The sequence below is a fragment of the Micromonospora sp. CA-244673 genome, from assembly GCF_050948395.1.
Lineage (GTDB): Bacteria > Actinomycetota > Actinomycetes > Mycobacteriales > Micromonosporaceae > Micromonospora.
In genome coordinates, this window is the sequence record NZ_CP192019.1 from 1974817 (window position 1) to 1992486 (window position 17670).

General features: G+C 75.1%; 12 protein-coding genes. 2 read left to right on the plus strand and 10 right to left on the minus strand.

What is annotated here, in order from left to right:
- Position 1: 1 nt before the first annotated feature.
- The 3 genes from ACQP12_RS09425 to ACQP12_RS09435 are packed head-to-tail and all read right to left on the minus strand — an operon-like array spanning position 2 to position 2735.
- A complete protein-coding gene (locus ACQP12_RS09425; protein ID WP_433286686.1) occupies positions 2-442 on the minus strand; it encodes an ATP-binding protein in 441 nt (146 codons plus the stop codon).
- Positions 443-491: 49 nt separating this feature from the next.
- Complete coding sequence (locus tag ACQP12_RS09430; protein WP_433286688.1) at positions 492-2129, minus strand: SpoIIE family protein phosphatase; 1638 nt, start codon at positions 2127-2129, stop codon at positions 492-494.
- A gap of 45 nt (positions 2130-2174) precedes the next feature.
- On the minus strand, positions 2175-2735 hold the full coding sequence (locus ACQP12_RS09435) for an MFS transporter (protein ID WP_433286690.1): 561 nt from the start codon (positions 2733-2735) through the stop codon (positions 2175-2177).
- Positions 2736-3216: 481 nt separating this feature from the next.
- On the opposite strand from ACQP12_RS09435, the gene ACQP12_RS09440 reads away from it, so the two are divergent.
- Both ACQP12_RS09440 and ACQP12_RS09445 read left to right on the plus strand, forming a co-directional pair.
- Complete coding sequence (locus ACQP12_RS09440) at positions 3217-4419, plus strand: hypothetical protein (protein ID WP_433286692.1); 1203 nt, start codon at positions 3217-3219, stop codon at positions 4417-4419.
- Between the two features lie 114 nt (positions 4420-4533).
- Positions 4534-6180: a glycoside hydrolase family 10 protein gene (locus tag ACQP12_RS09445; RefSeq protein WP_433286695.1), complete on the plus strand. Its 1647-nt coding sequence runs from the start codon at positions 4534-4536 to the stop codon at positions 6178-6180.
- Here ACQP12_RS09445 and ACQP12_RS09450 read toward each other — a convergent pair.
- The 7 genes from ACQP12_RS09450 to ACQP12_RS09480 form a co-directional block, all read right to left on the minus strand.
- Positions 6155-7108 (minus strand): DUF817 domain-containing protein, encoded by a 954-nt coding sequence (locus ACQP12_RS09450; protein ID WP_433286697.1) that lies wholly within the window; start codon positions 7106-7108, stop codon positions 6155-6157. The genes ACQP12_RS09445 and ACQP12_RS09450 overlap by 26 nt on opposite strands.
- Before the next feature lie 11 nt (positions 7109-7119).
- Positions 7120-8319 (minus strand): MFS transporter, encoded by a 1200-nt coding sequence (locus ACQP12_RS09455; RefSeq protein WP_433286699.1) that lies wholly within the window; start codon positions 8317-8319, stop codon positions 7120-7122.
- 37 nt (positions 8320-8356) lie between these two features.
- Entirely contained in the window at positions 8357-9064 is a 708-nt protein-coding gene (locus tag ACQP12_RS09460; RefSeq protein ID WP_433286701.1) for a DUF1223 domain-containing protein, read from the minus strand.
- A gap of 86 nt (positions 9065-9150) precedes the next feature.
- Complete coding sequence (locus tag ACQP12_RS09465; protein ID WP_433286703.1) at positions 9151-10323, minus strand: trans-sulfuration enzyme family protein; 1173 nt, start codon at positions 10321-10323, stop codon at positions 9151-9153.
- Positions 10320-15596: an amino acid adenylation domain-containing protein gene (locus ACQP12_RS09470; protein ID WP_433286705.1), complete on the minus strand. Its 5277-nt coding sequence runs from the start codon at positions 15594-15596 to the stop codon at positions 10320-10322. The genes ACQP12_RS09465 and ACQP12_RS09470 overlap by 4 nt, the downstream gene beginning before the upstream one ends.
- Positions 15593-16609 (minus strand): TauD/TfdA family dioxygenase, encoded by a 1017-nt coding sequence (locus ACQP12_RS09475; protein WP_433286707.1) that lies wholly within the window; start codon positions 16607-16609, stop codon positions 15593-15595. Before ACQP12_RS09475 ends, ACQP12_RS09470 begins: the two co-directional genes overlap by 4 nt.
- Positions 16606-17667 (minus strand): TauD/TfdA family dioxygenase, encoded by a 1062-nt coding sequence (locus ACQP12_RS09480; protein ID WP_433286710.1) that lies wholly within the window; start codon positions 17665-17667, stop codon positions 16606-16608. The genes ACQP12_RS09475 and ACQP12_RS09480 overlap by 4 nt, the downstream gene beginning before the upstream one ends.
- Positions 17668-17670: the final 3 nt, after the last annotated feature.

Sequence of the window (17670 nt, forward strand, 5' to 3'; positions counted from 1 at the left end):
GTCAGCTCAGCGCGATGGTGACGGTGGCGGTCATACCGTCGGCGCGGCGGCGCAGGGTCAGCGAGTCGGCCAGCTGGTCCGCCAGCCAGAGGCCCCGGCCGCCGGCCACGTCCCCGGCGACCTGCCGGATCGGCGGTGCGTCGACGCCCGCACCGTGATCGACGACGTCACAGAGCAGGAGGTCGCCCTGCCGCCGCAGGTGCAGGTGGCCCGCGCCGCCGCCATGGCGTACGGCGTTGGTGGCCAGCTCGTGGACGGCCAGGACGAAGTCCTCGGCGGGCTCGCCGGTCAGCCCTGCCGCCGCGAGACCCGCGGCGACGGCATGCCGCAGCTCGGTGATGGTGGCAGCGGTGAAGTCCCGGGAAAGGAGCGACGACGCCCCGCGTCGCGCGTGCCCGGCCCCCGTGGAGTTGATCTCGGCCGGCGGCCCGAAACCGCCCATGGGAAAAGAGGCTACCTGCATTCCGAATATCCGCCCGCGCCGCCCCGTCCTACTCCGGTGCGCCGGGGGGCTCCGGCGGAATCCGCAGCACGAGCAGGGCGATGTCGTCGTCACTTCTGCCCGCGAAGCGGGCCAGCAACCCGTCGCAGAGCTGCTCGGCGGTCTCCCCGTGCCGGCCGGTGAGGCTCCGCACCAGCTCCGCCAACCCGTCGTCGATCGTCGCGCCGCGGCGGTCGATCAGGCCGTCCGTGTACAGCACGACGGCGGAGCCGGGCGTTAGGGTGACCCGGTGGCTGCCGCGCACGACGCCGGCCTGGACGCCCAGCAGCATCTCCGGCGGCGCGCGCAGCAGGGTCGCGACCCCGTCGGGGGTGACGAGGACCGGTGGCGGGTGCCCGGCGTTGGACCACGACAGGGTGTGCACGCCGCCCCGGGCCTGCTCCTCGTCCTGCTCCACCCGCGCCAGGACACCGGTCGCCAACGTGTCCACGCCCAGGCCCCGCATCGTCGCCTCCAGGCCCTCCAGCACCCCGCCCGGCGGCTTCCCCACCGTGTACGCGACCCCGCGGAGCAGGTTGCGGATCTGCGCCATGGCCGCGGCGGCCTGCTGGTCGTGGCCCGCCACGTCCCCGATCACCAGGGTGAGGCCGCCGTCGGGCTGCAGGAACGAGTCGTACCAGTCACCGCCGATCCGCGCGCGTTCCGCCGCCGGCTGGTAGCGGACCGCCACCTCGGTCCCGGGTGGCTGGGCGGGCGGGGTGAGCAGGCTGCGCTGCAGTCGCTCCGACAGGTCGCGTTCCAGGATCGCGACCCGCCGCTCGGCCTGGCGCGCCTGGGCCCGCTGCAGCGCCTGCGCCACCGACGCGCCCAGCAGCCGCACGAACCCCACGTAGCCGTCGTCCAGGGGCAGGTGCTGGCTCAGCCGTGCCACCAGGATCGTCTCCGCGGACGGTGCCAGGCCCGGCAGGCGCACCCGCATCACGGGGACGTCCGCCGTCGTCTCCAGCACGAAGTCCCCGTCCTGCAAGATCGTCGACGGCAGCGCGGGCAGTGGCGGGCGGCCGGCGTCGCCGGCGGTGCCCGGGACGAGGATGTCGACGTCCGGCAGGTCCTGTGGATCGGTGCGCAGCACCCGCACCGCCCGGTCGAGGATCTCCGCCGGGTCTTCGAGGCCGCTGAGGGCGTCGCTGAGCCCGACCAGCAGGATCAGCCGCCGCTGGGACAGCACCTGCGTGGTGGTCTCGGTCGCGATGTCGATCACGCCCTCGGCCCGGCCGTCCGGGTCGCGGACCGCGGAGTAGGAGAACGTGAAGAAGCACTCCTCGGGATAGCCGCTCCGGTCCATCAGCAGCCGCATGTCCCGCGTCCAGGTCGCGCGCCCGGTCGACCGCACCGAACGGAGCATCGGCCCGATGACATCCCAGATCTCCGCGAACACCTGCGCCGCCGGGGCGCCGAGCGCGGCCGGATGCTTCTGCCCGATCAACTCGACGTAGGCCTGGTTGTAGACCATGACGAACTCCGGGCCCCAGAACAGCGTCACCGGGAACCGGGAGTGCAGGGTGAGGTCGACGGCGGCGCGCAGCGTCGGACTCCAGTCGCGCACCGCGCCCAGTGGCGTGGCCGCCCAGTCCACCCCGCGGTACGCCGAGCGCAGCGTCCCGGCCGGCTCGAACAGCTCATCCACCGCCCGACCATAGCCCCACCGCCGTACCCGGGTCGGGCGTCGACGTCAGGCGGTGCCCACGCTCACGGGATCGTCCGGGCGGGGCTGCGGCTCGGGCGCCGGGCCCGCCCCGGCCGGGTCGCCGCCGGTCGAGGACGGCCTGCGGGGCAGGCGGGCGAGCCCGGCGGCGACCCCGCCGAGGGCGATCGTCGCCGCGGCGCACAGCAGCAGCGTGTGGCGGGCGCCCATCGCGGCCATCAGGGGACCGCCGAGCATGGTGCCCAGCGGCACCGCCAGCACGACGACGGCGCCGTTGGCGGCCAGGGCGTGCGGGAGTCGCGCCGTGGTGGTGCTGCGCTGGAACAGCGCCATGGACGTGGACCGGTAGGGGGCCCAGAGGAGGCCGGCCAGGGTGAAGGCCGGCAGCGAGAGGCCGACGGGCACGTCCAGGCCGAGCGGCAGCATGGCGCCACCGAACCCGACGACGATGCCGATGGTGATCGGCCACAGCGGCCAGCGGCGCAGGTAACCGGTGGCGAGACCGCCCAGGAGCGAGCCGGCCCCGAAGGCGGTGTAGTACAGGCCGAGCGTCGTCGCGGAGCCGTGCAGGTCCACGAGGCAGGGCACGCACCACAACGAAATCGCCTCAGGGCAGAAGGCCGCACCTGCTCGGCCGACCGGAAGTGGCGGCGCCGGTCGCCGGCGGTGTCGGTCATACGACATGGCGCGCCGGTGGGAAAGGGAACGGCGGGAGGCGTTTTGTGAATAGCCGGTGAAATGTGTGCGGGAAACGCCGACAAAGGTGAGCGACCGTCCGCTGTCCCGCGCCTTTCCGACAGTGCCGAGGAATGGCGTAACCGGCGGCACTGGTAAGAGTCCTACCTGGTCAGAGCGCATGTGGAGCGGGCGTGGCGGAACCGGCAATGGTCGCACGCCGACCGGGTCGCGGTAAATGGCTGAGTCCGCTTGGTAGCAGCAGCCTGGTGAATGGGATTCAGCGCCGCAGAATTCGAGGTCGACCGGGGGAATTGTCACCCCGGCGGCTCTCACCAGCAGGAGGTAAATCCACATGAGTCGAATGACATCGGGCGGACGCGGGGGTACGGTCATGCGCCGTACCATTTTCGCGTTGGCCGCCGCGATCGTCACGGCCGGGGCCTTCGGGACCCCGGCGATGGCCGACGGCAAGCCCGTCACGCCGTCGACCCAGCCGGCCGAGGCCGTGCCGGGCGGGTTCGCCAGTTGGCGGGCGCTGTTCGCGGAGCAGGACCGGATCAACGCGGCGGCCGGCGAGATCACGGCCGCCCGCGGCGAGGGCTTCGCCGGCGTGGTCGCCGCGCCGGAGTCCCGGAGGCTCACCGTCTACTGGAAGGGGCGGGTGCCCGGGTCGGTCCGTGACCTGGCCAAGCGGCTCTCCGTGCCGGTGAAGTTCAAGCCGGCCCGGTTCCACCAGCGCGAGATGGTCGCCGAGGCGCAGCGACTCGCCGCCGACCCGCGGGCCGTATCGGTGGCCGCCAAGGTCGACGGCAGCGGGCTCGCGGTGACCGTCAACGGCCGGGCGCTGGCGTCGGGCAAGCGGGACGTGCTGCGTACCGCGCGGCTGCCGCTCAGCGTGAGCACCACGCCGAGCGCGACGGCCCTCAACCGCCAGAACGACTTCGCCCCGTACTGGGGTGGGGCGCGCTACTACGCCGGCGGTGGCTGCACCACGGGCTTCGGGGTCTACTGGAACGACGCCCGGCAGATCCTCAGCGCCGGGCACTGCGGCGTCAACGGCCAGGTCGCCTACGACGGTGGTGGCCCCACCAACACCATGGGTCCGATCATCAACGACAACAACCCGCGGGACACCCTGATGATCCGGGTCGCGGCCGGCGGCCGGATCTACACCGGGCCGTACAACGCGGCCACCAGCGTCGGGGTCGGCGGCGCCGCGTCGGACTACGTCGGCAACTACGTCTGCACCGGCGGCTCCTCCAGCGGTGAGCACTGCAGCCTGCGGGTCGACGTGGTCAACCAGTTCGTCAACATCGGGTACGTGATCGGGCCGGTGACGCAGGCCAACCACCTCGTCGCCGGGGGCTGCGCCGCCGCGCCGGGCGACAGCGGCGGGCCGGTGTACTCGTACCGGTCGGACGGCCGGATCGACGCACGTGGCACCGTCTCCGCCGGCGTGCTCGGCACGGCGGTCTGCCCCGGCGTGAGCCCCAACGGCTCCCGGACCGTCTGGTACGCCCCGCTGCTGCGGCCGGTGGGCGACGCGCAGATCGGCTCGCTGACCTACTACGGCGCCTCGCTCATCCAGGGCTGAGGCGACCAGCGTGGGCCGGTCCACTCGGGACCGGCCCACGCCGGCGCCTTAGGCGGCCGTTAAGAAGCGGTTCCGGCCGGTTCACCCGCTGGGCGGCGCTGGCAGACTGGGGCGATGCCCTCCGCCGACACGTTCGATCCGCCCGTGCCCCGCCGCCGTACCCGGGCGCTCGTCGCGGTGGCCGTCGCGCTCGCGGTGGTCGGCGCGGTCGGCGCCTGGTCGCTGCGCGACCGGGTCGCGGGCGTGGGCGGCGCGCCGGACCCGGGTGGCACGGCGGCGGTCGCCGGCCCGGCGGGCGGTGGCCCGGACTGCGCGGGCCGGCCGGCCCGGGCGACCCGCGAACTGCGCGGCATGTGGATCACGACGGTCAACAACATCGACTGGCCGAGCCGGCGGGGCCTGCCGGCCGAGGCCGCCCGGGCCGAGTTCCGCGGGTGGCTGGACCTGGCGGTGCGGCGCAACCACAACGCCGTCTTCGTGCACGTGCGGCCGAGCGGGGACGCGCTCTGGCCGTCGGCCTACGCGCCCTGGTCGGAGTGGCTGACCGGGCGCCGCGACGGCCGCGACCCGGGCTGGGACCCGATGGAGTTCATGGTCGCCGAGGCCCATGCCCGCAACCTGGAGTTCCACGCCTGGTTCAACCCCTACCGCGGCGGCCAGCCGGCCACCGTGGGCGGACCGGGCCCGCGCCTGGACCAGCTCGCGCCGACGCACCCGCTGCGGCGGCACCGCGACTGGGCGGTGACCTATCCCAGCGCCGACCGGCCCGGCAGCCGCCTCTACTTCAACCCGGGCATCCCGGAGGCGCGCCGGTTCGTCGAGGACGCGATGCTGGAGGCGGTCCAGCGGTACGACGTCGACGGGGTGCACTTCGACGACTTCTTCTACCCCTATCCCGAGGCCGGGCAGGACTTCCCGGACGACGCCGCGTTCGCCCGCTACGGCCGGCGGTTCGCCGACAAGCACGCCTGGCGCCGGGACAACGTGAACCTGCTGGTCCGCGAGATGAGCGAGCGGATCAAGGCGATCAAGCCGTGGGTGAAGTTCGGCATCAGCCCGTTCGGCATCTGGCGCAACAAGCGCACCGACCCCGCCGGCTCGCCCACCGCCGGCCTGCAGAGCTACGACGACATCTACGCCGACACCCGCCTCTGGGTACGCCGGCAGTGGCTGGACTACGTCGTGCCGCAGCTCTACTGGCACATCGGGTTCGGCAAGGCCGACTACGCCAAGCTGCTGCCGTGGTGGGCGGCCACGGTGCGGGGCACCCGGGTGCAGCTCTACGTCGGCCAGGCCGACTACCGGGTCGGTGAGCGCGGCGCCTGGCGGGATCCGGCCGAGCTGGACCGGCAGCTCGCGTTGAACCGGCGGCACGGGGTGAGCGGGAGCGTGCACTTCAGCGCCCGGCAGGTGCGCGCCGACAAGCTCGGCGCGGTCAGCCGGTACAGCCGCGCGCACTACGGCGCCCCCGCGCTGCTGCCCACGATGGCCCAGTTGCCGGCGGCGCCGCCGCCCGCACCCGCCGTCACCGGGGCGCGGCGTCAGGACGCCGGCGGGGTGGTGCTGACCTGGCGTGGCGACGCCGTGAGTTACGCCGTCTACCGGGTGGACGGCGGCACGGCCCGGCTGGTCGGCACCAGCCGTGGTGCGGGCTGGGTGGACCCCGCCGCCCCGGCCGGCGGACCGCTCACCTACTGCGTCTCGGGGCTGGACCGCAGCGGCAACGAGGGCGGGCTCAGCGCGCCGGCGACGGTGGCGTGACGGTGGCCGTCCCGCCCGGCGCGTCGGCCCGGTCCGGGTCCGCCGCCGTGGCCGGTGGCGGGTCGTCGGGCGGCTGCGGGGGTGAGATCCAGGTGACCAGCACCACCGAGATGATCATGAGAAGGAACCACGAGGCGAGCTTGGCCGGCGAGACCAGGTGCCAACCGCCCAGCTGGCTGGGGTAGAGCCAGGCGTTCGACCAGGTGGCGATGTTCTCCGCGAGCCAGATGAAGAAGGCCACGAGGAGGAAGGCCAGCAGCAGCGGCATGCGCCACCGGAACCGGAAGATGCGGAACTGCATGACGCAGCGCCCGAACACGAGCGCGACGGCGGCGATGAGCAGCCACCGCACGTCGGCGACGTAGTGGTTGGTGAAGAAGTTCGCGTAGATGGCGGCGGCCAGCACCGCCGTCACCCAGCGCCTCGGGTAGCGGGTGAAACGCAGGTCGAACAACCGGTTCACCCGGACCAGGTAGGAGCCGACCGCGGCGTACATGAAGCCGCTGAACAGGGGCACCGCGCCGATCCTGAGCAGGCCGTCGGAGGCGTAGGACCAGGAGCCCACCTGGGTCTTGAACAACTCCATCGCCGTGCCGACGAGGTGGAACAGCACGACCACGCGCAGCTCGCGCAGGCTCTCCAGGCGGCCGGCCACCATCGCCACCTGGATGGCGACCGCCGCGAGCGTCAGGAAGTCGTTGCGGGCGAACGCCGCGTCCCTCGGGTACCAGAGCTGCGCCGCGAAGATGACGGCCAGCATCGCGCCACCGAAGACGCAGGACCACGCCTGTTTGAGCCCGAAAACCGCGAACTCGGTGAGCCAGCCGGCCGGCCCGTGCCGGGGCAACCGGGCGAGGATCGCGCGGAAGCGGGTGTCGATGGCGTGTTCGGCCGTGGTCAGGGCGGCTGGTCCGGAAGGGCTGTGCATCACCTGCGACGCTATCGCGGGCTCACCGGGGTCGTCCGGGCCGTCCCGCGCAGCCCGAGCAGGGCGACCACGGCGAGCACGATGACGGCGACCGCGTACTCCTCGGCCGTCTGGCGCAGGCCGCCGCCGTGGACCACGAGGAACCCGGCGACGACCGTGGGCAGGCCGAAACCGACGTAGCAGACGACGTAGAGCAGGGAGAGCACACTGGCGCGTTCGTGCGCCTCGACCAGCGGCGTGACGGTCTTGAGGCTGCCCTGGAAGCCGCCTCCGAAGCCGACCCCGCCGAACGCCAGGCCGACGAAGAAGCCGGCGATGGATTCCGCCCGGACCGACACCAGCGTGATGATCATGCCGAGGACGAGCGCGGCGATCCCGATGAGCATCACCCTGCGCGCCGGGGCGGCCCGCAGCACGAGGATGGCGGCGGACCCGAAGACGGCGAAGACGAAGATGCTCAGCCCTCCGGCCACGATCGAGGAGTTCATGAGGGCGCGCACGAGCGCCGGACCGAGCGCGCCGAAGAAACCGGCCAGCGCCCAGACGGCGAACGCGACCGGGGCGACGACCAGCATGGGCCCGCGTACCGCACGGGGCAGCCTGATCTCCGGCCGCAGGCTCCGCAGCGCTCCCGCCATCGGCGTGACCGTCTCCGGCAGCAGCGCGACCCCGACGCCCTGGATCAGCAGGACCACGATCAGGACGACGTACACCAGCCGCGTCGGCGCGGGCAGGAACTGGACGAGCAGCGCCGAGAACAGCGCACCGACCCCGGTGCCGATGCCGGGGGCGATCGAGTTGGCGAGCGTGCCGCGGGCACGGTCGACGTCGAGCATGGCGGCGGCCGCCGCGCCGGTCGCCGCGCCGGCCGCCAGGCCCTGCACGACGCGGGCGGCCACCAGCATGGGTACGCCGCCGGCGAGGACGAAGATCACCAGCGAGACGATCTGGACCGCGATCGCGGCGAGCATGACCGGGCGCCGCCCGACATGGTCGGAGAACTTGCCGACGGTGAGCAGGGAGGCCAGCACCGCGACGGCGTAGACGGCGAACACCGCGGTGGTGGTGACCGGCGAGAAGTGCCAGCGCGACTGGTAGATCGCGTACAGGGGAGTCGGGGCCGACGACGCCGCCACGAAGGACACGATGATCGAGGCGAGCAGGAACAGGGCGCCCTTCGGCGCGGTGCGCCTCGACTCGGCGATGCTCATCAGGCGTGCTCCTCCGGTGAGCGGCGCACGGGCGGGCTCAGGCGGACACGTCGACGGCCGCGGCGCCGACGACGGCCCGCTCACCGTCCTGCTGCACGTAACCGACCACCGACGCCTGCGCGGGGTCGAGGTCCGGTGGCACCGCCAGGTCCACCCGGCCCTCCTCGGCGGCCAGGCCGACCGAGGTGAAGGCGCGTACCACGTTGTCCTGCCGCAGCCGGCGGCCGGCGTTCTCGCCCCGGGGCACGTCGTTCTCCAGGCCGCGCTCGACGACCGCCACGTGCAACATGCCCCGAGCCGGTGGCTTCTCCGCCCGGTAGTCCACCACCACCTGCCCGCCGCCCGCGTTCCCGACCGACAGGGCCAGCGGCGTGAGGGCCGCGGCCGACAGCGCGGACGTGATGGCCTCGGCGGCCCGCCGCCGGTCGGAGCCCACGAACTCGGCCGTGCCGTTGACGACCATCTGCGGCGTGTAGAGGTGTCCGGTCCCGAAGGCCCGCGCGTACGCCTCCTGCCGGGCCGTGTACGCCGCGGCGGCGTACGGGTCGGGCCAGCCCAGGTGGTCCCAGTAGTCGACGTGGAAGCCGAGCGCGAAGACCGGCTCGCCGCGCTTGCGGGCGTCCCGCTCGATCTCGGTCAGCACCTCCTCGGCGGGCGGGCAGCTCTCGCAGCCCTGCGAGGTGAACATCTCCACGACGGCGAAGCCGGCCTGCGCCGGCGACCCGGTGGGCGAGAGGTCCGTCATGGCGTGGCTCCTGGCGTCCGTCGGTCCTGCTGGCGGCACTCCGATTCCCGTTGCGGCCCGGACCATGCGCCGACGTCCGCCCCGCGTCAGGTCGGCGCCGTGTCCAGCGCCGCCAGGAAGTCGTCCACCAGGTCGGCGGTGTCCTCGATGCCGGTGGACACGCGGACCAGCCCCTCCCCGATGCCGGTGGCTTCCAGCTGCCCGGCGTCCACGATCCCCGCCCACATCGACCGGGGATGCACGACCAGCGTGCTGACGCTGCCCAGACTGGCCGCGCGCTTCGCGAGCCGCAGCCCGGCCAGCAGGGCGGCGGCCCCCGCCCGGCCCGCCGCGAGGTCGACGCCGAGCACCCCGCCGAAGCCGGTCATCTGCCGGCGCGCCAGGTCGTGCTGGGGGTGCGACGGCAGCCCCGGGTAGCGGACCCGGGCCACGGCCGGATGCCCCTCCAGGGCCCGGGCCAGGGCGAGCGCGTTGGCGTTGTGCCGCTGCACCCGCAGCGGCAGCGTGCGGATGCCGCGCAGCAGCAGCCAGGCGTCCACCGGGCCGAGCGTGCTGCCGGTGACGATCGCCGTCCGCCACACCCGCTCGACCAGCCCGGCGGGGCCGACGACCACGCCGGCCGACACGTCGGAGTGACCGCCGAGGAACTTGGTGCCGCTGTGCCAGACCAGGTCCGCCCCGGCGGTGAGCGGCCGCTGGTTGACCGGCGTGGCGAAGGTGTTGTCGACCACCACGAGCGCGCCCGCCGCGTGGGCCGACGCGACCACGGCCGCCAGGTCGGTCAGCTCCAGCAGCGGGTTGCTGGGTGTCTCCACGAGCACCAGGCGGGTCTCCGGGCGCAGCGCCCGCTCGAACGCCCCGCTGTCGGTCTGGTCGACCTGGGTGCAGGACACCCCGAAGCGCGCCAGCAGGCCGGTGGCCAGCGAGGTGGTGCCGCCGTACGTGCTGCGCTGCACCACCACGTGGTCGCCGGCGGAGAGCAGGGCCAGCGCGACCGTGGTGATCGCGCCCATGCCGGAGGCGGTGACCAGGCCCGTCTCCGCCCCCTCCAGCTCGGCCACCACGGCGGCCACCTGCGCGTGGTTCGGGTTGCCGTAGCGGGTGTAGAAGGCGCTGCCCCGCGCCTCGGTGGCGATCTCGGTGAACCGTTCGTCGGACTCGGCGCTGAACGTCGCGCTCTGCACGATCGGCGGCGCCACCGCCCCGCCGGGGACCAGGCCGTCGTCGCCGTGCACGGCGGCCGTGCCGAAGCCGGTCACGAGCGGGCCACCCGGTCCACCAGCGCGCCGTAGCTGCCCAGCGCCGTGAACTCGGGCAGCGTGAGGTCGCTGCCGTGGCGCTGCCGCAGCACGGTGACCAGCCGCAGGGCGCGCAGCGAGTCCCCGCCGGCGGCCAGGAAGTCGGTGGCCGGGTCGCGCGGCGCGGCACCGAGCACCTCCTGCCAGGCCCCCGCCACCCGGGCCGCCCACTCACTGCGCGCGTCACCGACCCCGGGCCCGGCGGCGGCGACGGGCGGCAGCGGCGCGGTCGGGTCGGCGGCCAGCAGCCGGCGGAAGCCGTCGGCGAGCGCGTCCACCCGCTCGGCGGGGACGTGCCGGTGGTCGTACTGGACGGTGACGGCCAGCCGGCCGGTCCCGGCGTCCAGTTCGGCGTCGACGGCGAGGCTGAACGCCACGTCCACGGTGATGCCCCGGCTGTCCACGATGCGGCTGCCGCCGTCGGCCGGACCGTGCGGGAAGTGGGTCCAGTTGAAGAAGTGGTCGAAGCGGGGGCCGCCCCCGCCGGCGCGGACGATCTCGGCGAGCGGGAAGCGGTGGTGCCCCATGAGCTCCCGCTCGGCCCGCCACACCTCGGCGGCCAGCTCGGCCGGGGACCGGGTGCCCAGCGCCACGCCCACCGGCAGGGTGTTGAGGAACAGCCCGAGGGTGGCGTCGCTGCCCTCGCCCTCCGGCCGGCCCCCGACCACCAGGCCGCTGACCACGTCGTCCCGGCCGGCCAGCTCGCCGATCAGCCGCAGGTGGGCGGCGAGCAGCCAGGACTTGACCGGCACCCCCGCGGCCCGGGCCGCCTCGGCGACGGCCTCGGTGGTGCCCGCCTTCAGCGGCACCCGCTGGGTGGTGGTGGTCCGGGGCTGCGCCCCGCCGAGCAGCAGCGGCCGCGCCGCGCCCGCGCCGTCCAGCCAGAACCGTCGGGTGGCCGGGTCGGCGAGGGCACGCCGTTCCGCCGCCACGTACTCCCGGAACGGCAGGCCGGGGTCGGCCGGGCGGGCCTGGCCGGCCCGCTCGGCGTCGTACGCGGCGAGCAGGTCGGTGAGGAACCGGTGCAGGCTCCAGCCGTCGAGGATGCCGTGGTACTCGGCGACGACCAGCGTGAACGCGTCGGCCTCCTCCCGCACGGCGTGCAGCCGCAGCAGCGGCGGACGCGCCCAGTCGAAGGGGCGTACGCGCTCCTCGGCCACGAGGCCGTCGATCCGCGCCCGGCGGGACTGCGGGTCGGCGCCGGCCAGGTCGGTCACCGGCACCTCGACCGGCACGTCCGCGTGCACGAGCTGCAACGGCTCGGAGTACGCGCCCAGCGCGAACCCGGTCCGCAGCACCGGGTGGGCGGCCACCAGCCCGGCCAGCACGCGGCGCAGCGCCGCCACGTCCAGCGGCGCGGCGATCCGGTGCGCCGTGACGTTGTGGTACGAGGCCGGGTCGCCGGTCAGCTCGCCGTGGTAGACCATGCCCTGCTGGAGCGCGGTCATCGGGTACGCGTCCGCGAGCCCGTCCGGCAGCCGCTCCCGGTCGGCGCCGGCCACCAGGGCGAACCGCCCGGCCTCCGCCGCGCCGGGCAGGGTCTCCACGCCGTCGACCGTGAGCCGCCCGTGCTCGACCAGCTCCCGGATCGTCTGGTGGGTGAAGATGTCGTTGAGCTGGAAGGACAGCCCGCGCTTCTGCGCCGCCACCTGCATCTGGATGCTGCGGATCGAGTCGCCGCCCAGGGCGAAGAAGCTGTCGGTCACCCCGAAGTCCGCCACCCCGAGCACGTCGCGCCACGCCTCGACCAGGATCTCCTCGGCCCGGTTGGCGGGCGAGACGCCCCCGCCGGCGCCGGGCCGGCCGAGGCGGGGCGCGGGCAGGGCCGCCCGGTCGAGCTTGCCGTTGCGGGTCAGCGGCAGCTCGTCGAGGAGCACCACCGCGGCGGGGAGCAGGTGGGCGGGGAGCCGGTCGGCCAGCCAGCCGGGCAGCCGCTCCGCCAGCGGGCCGGCCGCCGGCGCGGCCGGCGTGACCACGGCCGGGCGCGGGTCGGCGGCGTACTCCGGGCGCACGGCGTGCAGGGTGTGCCGGTCCGTGCCGGCCAGCAGGTCGTCCTGCCGCGTGACCACCGTGAAGCCGCGCGCCTCGAAGAACGCGACCAGCTCGGCCAGCCGGCCCGCGGTGTCCGTGCCGGGCGCGTCGTGCACCTCCATGGCGACCTGCGCGATCAGCGGCCAGTGCCGGTCCTCCAGCCCGGCCAGCACGTCCGCCTCGGCCCGCTGCACGTCGATCTTCAGCAGGTCGATCCGCTCCGGGGCGAGCTCGTCCAGGACGGCCGAGAGCGGCCGGACCGGCACGGTGAGCCGCCGGCCGGCGAAGCGCTCGGCGAGCAGCTCGTCGACCCGGCCGAGCAGGACGTCCCGCTCGTCCGCGCCGGCGTCCCGCTCGTTGGTCAGGTACCGCTTGATCACCGCCACCTCGGCGTCCGGGTCGGCGTACGCGGCGTGGCCGGACATCATCGAGTAGCCGGGGTAGTAGGTGAAGGACACCTCACCGGCCGCCCGGGACAGCCCGAACCCGTGCACCGTGGCCGGCACGCCGAACTCGGCGACGTTGCGCCGCAGCACGTCGACCACCGACGGCACCGGCTCGAACGCGTGGATGGTCGCGTCCGGGCAGACGGTGTGGACGAAGAGCGAGAACATGCCGATGTTCGCGCCCACGTCGAGCACCGTCGCCCCGGGCCGCAGCACGATGCCGTCGCGCAGGTAGACCTGCTGGACGAAGATCTCGTCGTACAGGTAGCGGGTCTCGTGCGGGTTGACCCCGGCGATCCGGTCGACGTCGACGGTCGGGGCCGCGCCGGGCCGGACGTAGGCGACGAGCCGGTCGCCGTACCCGTCGTCGTCGCGGGCGACCACGGCGGCGTCGGCGACCTCGGGGTGCCCGCGCAGGACGGCGGCCACCTCGCCCGGCTCCACCCGGAACCCGTGGATCTTCACCTGGTCGTCGAGGCGGCCCAGGTAGCGCAGCCGCCGGTCGGCGTCGAAGCGGACCCGGTCGCCGGTCCGGTAGACCCGCGCGGCGCGCCCGGACGGCAGGGCCACCTCCACGAAGCGCCGCGCCGTGGCCTCCGGGTCGCCCAGGTACCCGTCGGCGAGCTGCGGGCCGCTGACGCAGAGCTCCCCGGCCACGCCCGGCGGCACCGGCCGCAGCCGCTCGTCGAGCACCCAGACCGCGACGCCGGGCAGCGGCCAGCCGATGGTCGGGGCGTCGCCGGCGCGGATCTCCGCCGCGCTGGTGTCCACCGTGCACTCGGTCGGGCCGTACAGGTTGACCGCGCGGACGCCGGGCAGCGCCGCCACCGTCTCCCACAGGTCGGGCGGGACCGCCTCGCCACCGAGCAGGAGCAGGCCGGGCAGCCGGGTGTCCCCGGCGCCGGCGAGCAGGATGCGCAGCTGGGCGGGGGTCAGGTCGAGCACGTCGACGTCGTGGTCGGCCAGCGCGGCGGCGAGCGCCGCGCCGTCCCGGCGGACCTCCTCGGGCACCAGGTAGAGGCCGCGCCCGTGGCCGAGCTGCACGAGCTGCTTGACCGAGGCGTCGAAGGTGAGCGGGGCGTTGACCGCCACCCGCAGGCCGGGGCGGCTGCCCGCGTACACCGTCTGCTCCAGCGCCCCGGCGAGGTGCGCCGCGGCGCCGTGCGACACCCGCACCGGGCGGGGCGTGCCCGTGGAGCCGGAGGTGAAGATCACGTATGCGGGGTCGGCCGGGGTGGGCGCGGCGGGCGGCGGCCCGCCGGCCGCGACCAGGTCGGCCACGGTCGCGGTGGCCGGGCCGCCGGCGCCCACCACGACCTCCGCGCCGACCGCCCGGAGCTGGGCGGCGAGACGCGCCGCCGGGGCGTCCGGGTCCAGCGGCACGAACACCGCCCCGGCCCGCAGCACGCCGAGGAAGGCCACGACGGTGTCCCGGGAGCGGGCGGCCAGCACCCCGACCGGCGCACCGGCCAGGCCGCGCGCCGCGAGGGCCCCGGCCACCCGGTCGGCTCGCTCGCGCAGCTCACCGGCGGTGTACGCGCCGTCCGCGGCGACCACCGCCGCAGCGTCCCCGGCCATCCCGGCGAGGCCCGCGTCGAGCAGGTCCACGAGGGTACGCGCGGGCGCCTCGGACGCGGTCCCGGCCGCGCCGGCCAGCCAGCCGGCCTCCCCGTCGCCGAGCACGGCCAGCGGGGCGTCCCCGGAGAGCGCGGCGGGCAGGGTGCGCAGGATCGCCAGCAGCGCGTCGAGCAGCCACTGCCCGCCGACCACCCGCACGGTGACCCCCTCGCCGTCGGCCAGCGCGGTGAGCTGCGGGCCGGCGGCCGGCGCCGGGTCGGCGACCGTCACCGTGGCGCCGCCGAGACCGGCCACGGTGGCCGTGTCCACGGCGCGCCGCAGCGCGAAGGCGGTGACCGCCCCGGACTGCTCGTCCACCGGGTCGACCAGGTGGAACGTGTCGTCGGCGGCGGCCTCGGCGGCGCGGACGACCGCCAGCAGGTCGGTGGGGGAGGACGGCAGCGGCAGGGGCAGCCGGAGCGGGCCGTAGCCGCCCAGCGGGCCCACCACCCCGGCGGTGCCGTCGGCCTGCCGGCCGTCGCTCCACCGGGCCAGCACCAGATCCGCCTCGTCGGCGCCGTCCGGCGCCTCGGCCCGGCGGGACACCGCGAGGGCCCACGCGGCGAGCAGCACGGTGCCCGGTTCGACGCCCGCGGCCCGGGCGGCGTCGGCCAGCGCGGCGGCGGGCACCGTCGCGGTGACGACCGCGCTCGGGTCGTCGCCGTGCGGGGTGACCAGCCGGGCGGCCGGCGCGGCCGGACCGGCGGCCGGGGCCTGCTCCCGCTCCTCCAGCTGCCACTCGGCCACGTCGAGGAACTGCAACGCCTCCGGGTCCTCGGGCAGCGCCTCGCCGGCGTACGCCCGGGCCAGATCGGCGAGGACCAGCCGCAGGCTCGCCGGGTCGGCGATCAGCGGGGTGGCGGCCAGCTCCAGCGCGTCGTCGGTCAGCGTGACCGACAGGTCGCCCTGCGCCCCGACCGTCACGGCGCGGGCGTCGTCCACGTCCTGCAACGGCACCCGCAGACCGGGATGGTGCACGAGGGTCAGCCGCAGCGCCTCGTGCCGGGCCACCACCGTGTCGACGGCGGCCTGCAAGCGGGCCCGGTCCAGCGGCCGGTCGAGCCGGACCCGCGCCCGGACCAGGTCCTGCTTCCCGGCCCAGGCCAGGCGCTGGATCGGCGACAGACGGTATCCGTTCACACCACACTCCGGTTGACGTAGAGGTCGGACATGGCGACCAGGATCTGCCGGTCGCCGCTGAAGGGTTCCCGGCCGTGGGTGGCCAGGAAGTTGTCCACCACCAGCACGTCGCCGCGATGCCAGGGCACCGAGACGGCGTGCTGCCGGTACAGGTCGCGGATGCCGGTGACCACCTCGTCGGGGATCGGCTCGCCGTCGCCGTAGTAGGCGTTGCGGGGCAGCCCGTCCGGGCCGTACTCGCGGAGCAGCGCGCCGGACACCTCGGCCGGCATGTTGGAGACGTGGAACAGGTGGGCGTGGTTGAACCACACCGTCTCCCCGGTACGCGGGTGCGTGGCCACCGCCTGCCGGCGGGCCCGGGTCCGCAGCCCATCCCCGCCCAGCCAGGTGAACTCCGTCGCCGAGGCGGCGCAGTACGCCTCCACCTCCGCCCGGTCGCTGGTCTGGAACGCCTCCTGCCAGGGCAGGTCCAGGTGCGGGCCGTAGTTGCGCACGTAGCTGACGCCGGCGCGGAGGAACCGCTCCCGGATGTCGGCCGGGATCAGCGGCGTGATGACCCGCTCGCTGGCCAGCGGGGTGGCCCCGCCGCTGCCGGTGGCCGGCTGCGCGCACCAGAAGTAGAGGTGCGTCGGCCAGTTGTGCGAGTACGACATCTCGTGGTGCAGCGGGATCCACTGCTCGGCGTTGAACTCGGTGGAGGTGAACACCCGCTCGGCGACCTCGTGCCGAGGCGCGGCCCGCTCCAGATAGCCGAGCAGGTCCGGGCTGACCGCCCGGGCGGCCAGGCTGAAGTCGTCGGGGGTGCGCACCTCGAAGCCGCGGAAGAACACCGCGCCGTAGCGGTCCAGGTCGGCCAGCAGCTCGTCGCGGCGGCCGGCGAGCCAGCCGGCCAGGTCGAGGTCGGGCACGGCGGACTCGACGAGCAGCACGAACCGCTCGTCCACGAGCACCCGCCGGGTCACCGGTGCGCTGACCGTGCCGGTAGAGCGCCGCCGGGGCGCCGGCCCGCTCATGCCCGGCCTCCCACGGCGCCGGCGCGCGGCGCCTCGGTCAGCTCGGGCGCGGCGACCGGGTCGGACATCGCGGTGAGGATGCGGCGGGGCGGGGTGAACGGCTCCCGGGCGTGCGCGGCCAGCATGTTCTCCACCAGCAGCACGTCGCCCCGCTGCCAGGCGAAGGAGCGGGTCTCCGCCGCGTACGCGGCCCGCAGTTCGGCCAGCACGTCGTCTCCGATGGGCGTGCCGTCCCCGTACGCGGTCTGGTAGGGCAGGTCCTCCTCGCCGAGAGCGGCCCGCAGGCCGGCGCTGACGTCGTCGGGCAGCGAGGTGACGTGGAAGAACAGCGCGTGGTTGAACCAGGTCCGTTCCCCGGTGACCGGGTGCCGGCGCACCGCCGGGCGGACCTGCCGGGTCCGCAACTGCCGCTCGCCCACCCACTCCACGTCGATCAGCGCCCGGGCGCAGTACGCCTCGACCTCCTCGCGCCGGGACGTCTGGAACGCGGTCTGCCAGGAGAGGCTGATGCCGGGCAGGTAGTTGCGCCGGTAGAGCACGCCGCGCCGCTCGAACTCGGCGACCATCCCGGGTCGGAGCCGGGCGAGCACCCGGCGGCTGTCCGCGAGCGGGGTCCGCCCGCCGGCGGCCGGCTCGACCTCGCAGTGGAAGACGATCCGCAGTGGCCAGTTCACCGTGTACGACTGCTCGTTGTGCAGCACGATCGGCTGGTCGGCGGGGTGCTCGGTGGAGGTGTACACGCCCTCGGTGACCTGGCTGCGCGGTGAGGAACGTTCGCCGTAGGAGAGCACGTCGTCGGAGAGGGCGCCCATCACGGCGCGGAAGTCGCCCGCGCCGGCCACGGCGAAGCCGCGGAACAGCACCGCCCCGGCGCGCCGGGCCAGCTCGTCGACCTCGTCGCGGTGGCCGGCCAGCCAGCCGGTCAGGTCGACGTCGGGCACGTTGGCCCGCACCAGCGCCGGCAGCGGCCCGCCGGGCCAGTCGGGGCGCACGTCCACCAGGTTCCGCTCGCGGCCGCGTCGGGGGATGGTCCGGGCGACCCGGTTCTGCTCAGTCATTTC

What these genes read in the sequence shown, in the direction of transcription:
- ACQP12_RS09460 (WP_433286701.1), bottom strand. Translation starts at nt 9,064, where the DNA reads ATGACGGACCTCTCGCCCACCGGGTCGCCGGCGCAGGCCGGCTTCGCC.
- ACQP12_RS09440 (WP_433286692.1), top strand. Translation starts at nt 3,217, where the DNA reads ATGCGCCGTACCATTTTCGCGTTGGCCGCCGCGATCGTCACGGCCGGG.
- ACQP12_RS09475 (WP_433286707.1), bottom strand. Translation starts at nt 16,609, where the DNA reads ATGAGCGGGCCGGCGCCCCGGCGGCGCTCTACCGGCACGGTCAGCGCA.
- ACQP12_RS09445 (WP_433286695.1), top strand. Translation starts at nt 4,534, where the DNA reads ATGCCCTCCGCCGACACGTTCGATCCGCCCGTGCCCCGCCGCCGTACC.
- ACQP12_RS09425 (WP_433286686.1), bottom strand. Translation starts at nt 442, where the DNA reads ATGGGCGGTTTCGGGCCGCCGGCCGAGATCAACTCCACGGGGGCCGGG.
- ACQP12_RS09455 (WP_433286699.1), bottom strand. Translation starts at nt 8,319, where the DNA reads ATGAGCATCGCCGAGTCGAGGCGCACCGCGCCGAAGGGCGCCCTGTTC.
- ACQP12_RS09450 (WP_433286697.1), bottom strand. Translation starts at nt 7,108, where the DNA reads ATGCACAGCCCTTCCGGACCAGCCGCCCTGACCACGGCCGAACACGCC.
- ACQP12_RS09480 (WP_433286710.1), bottom strand. Translation starts at nt 17,667, where the DNA reads ATGACTGAGCAGAACCGGGTCGCCCGGACCATCCCCCGACGCGGCCGC.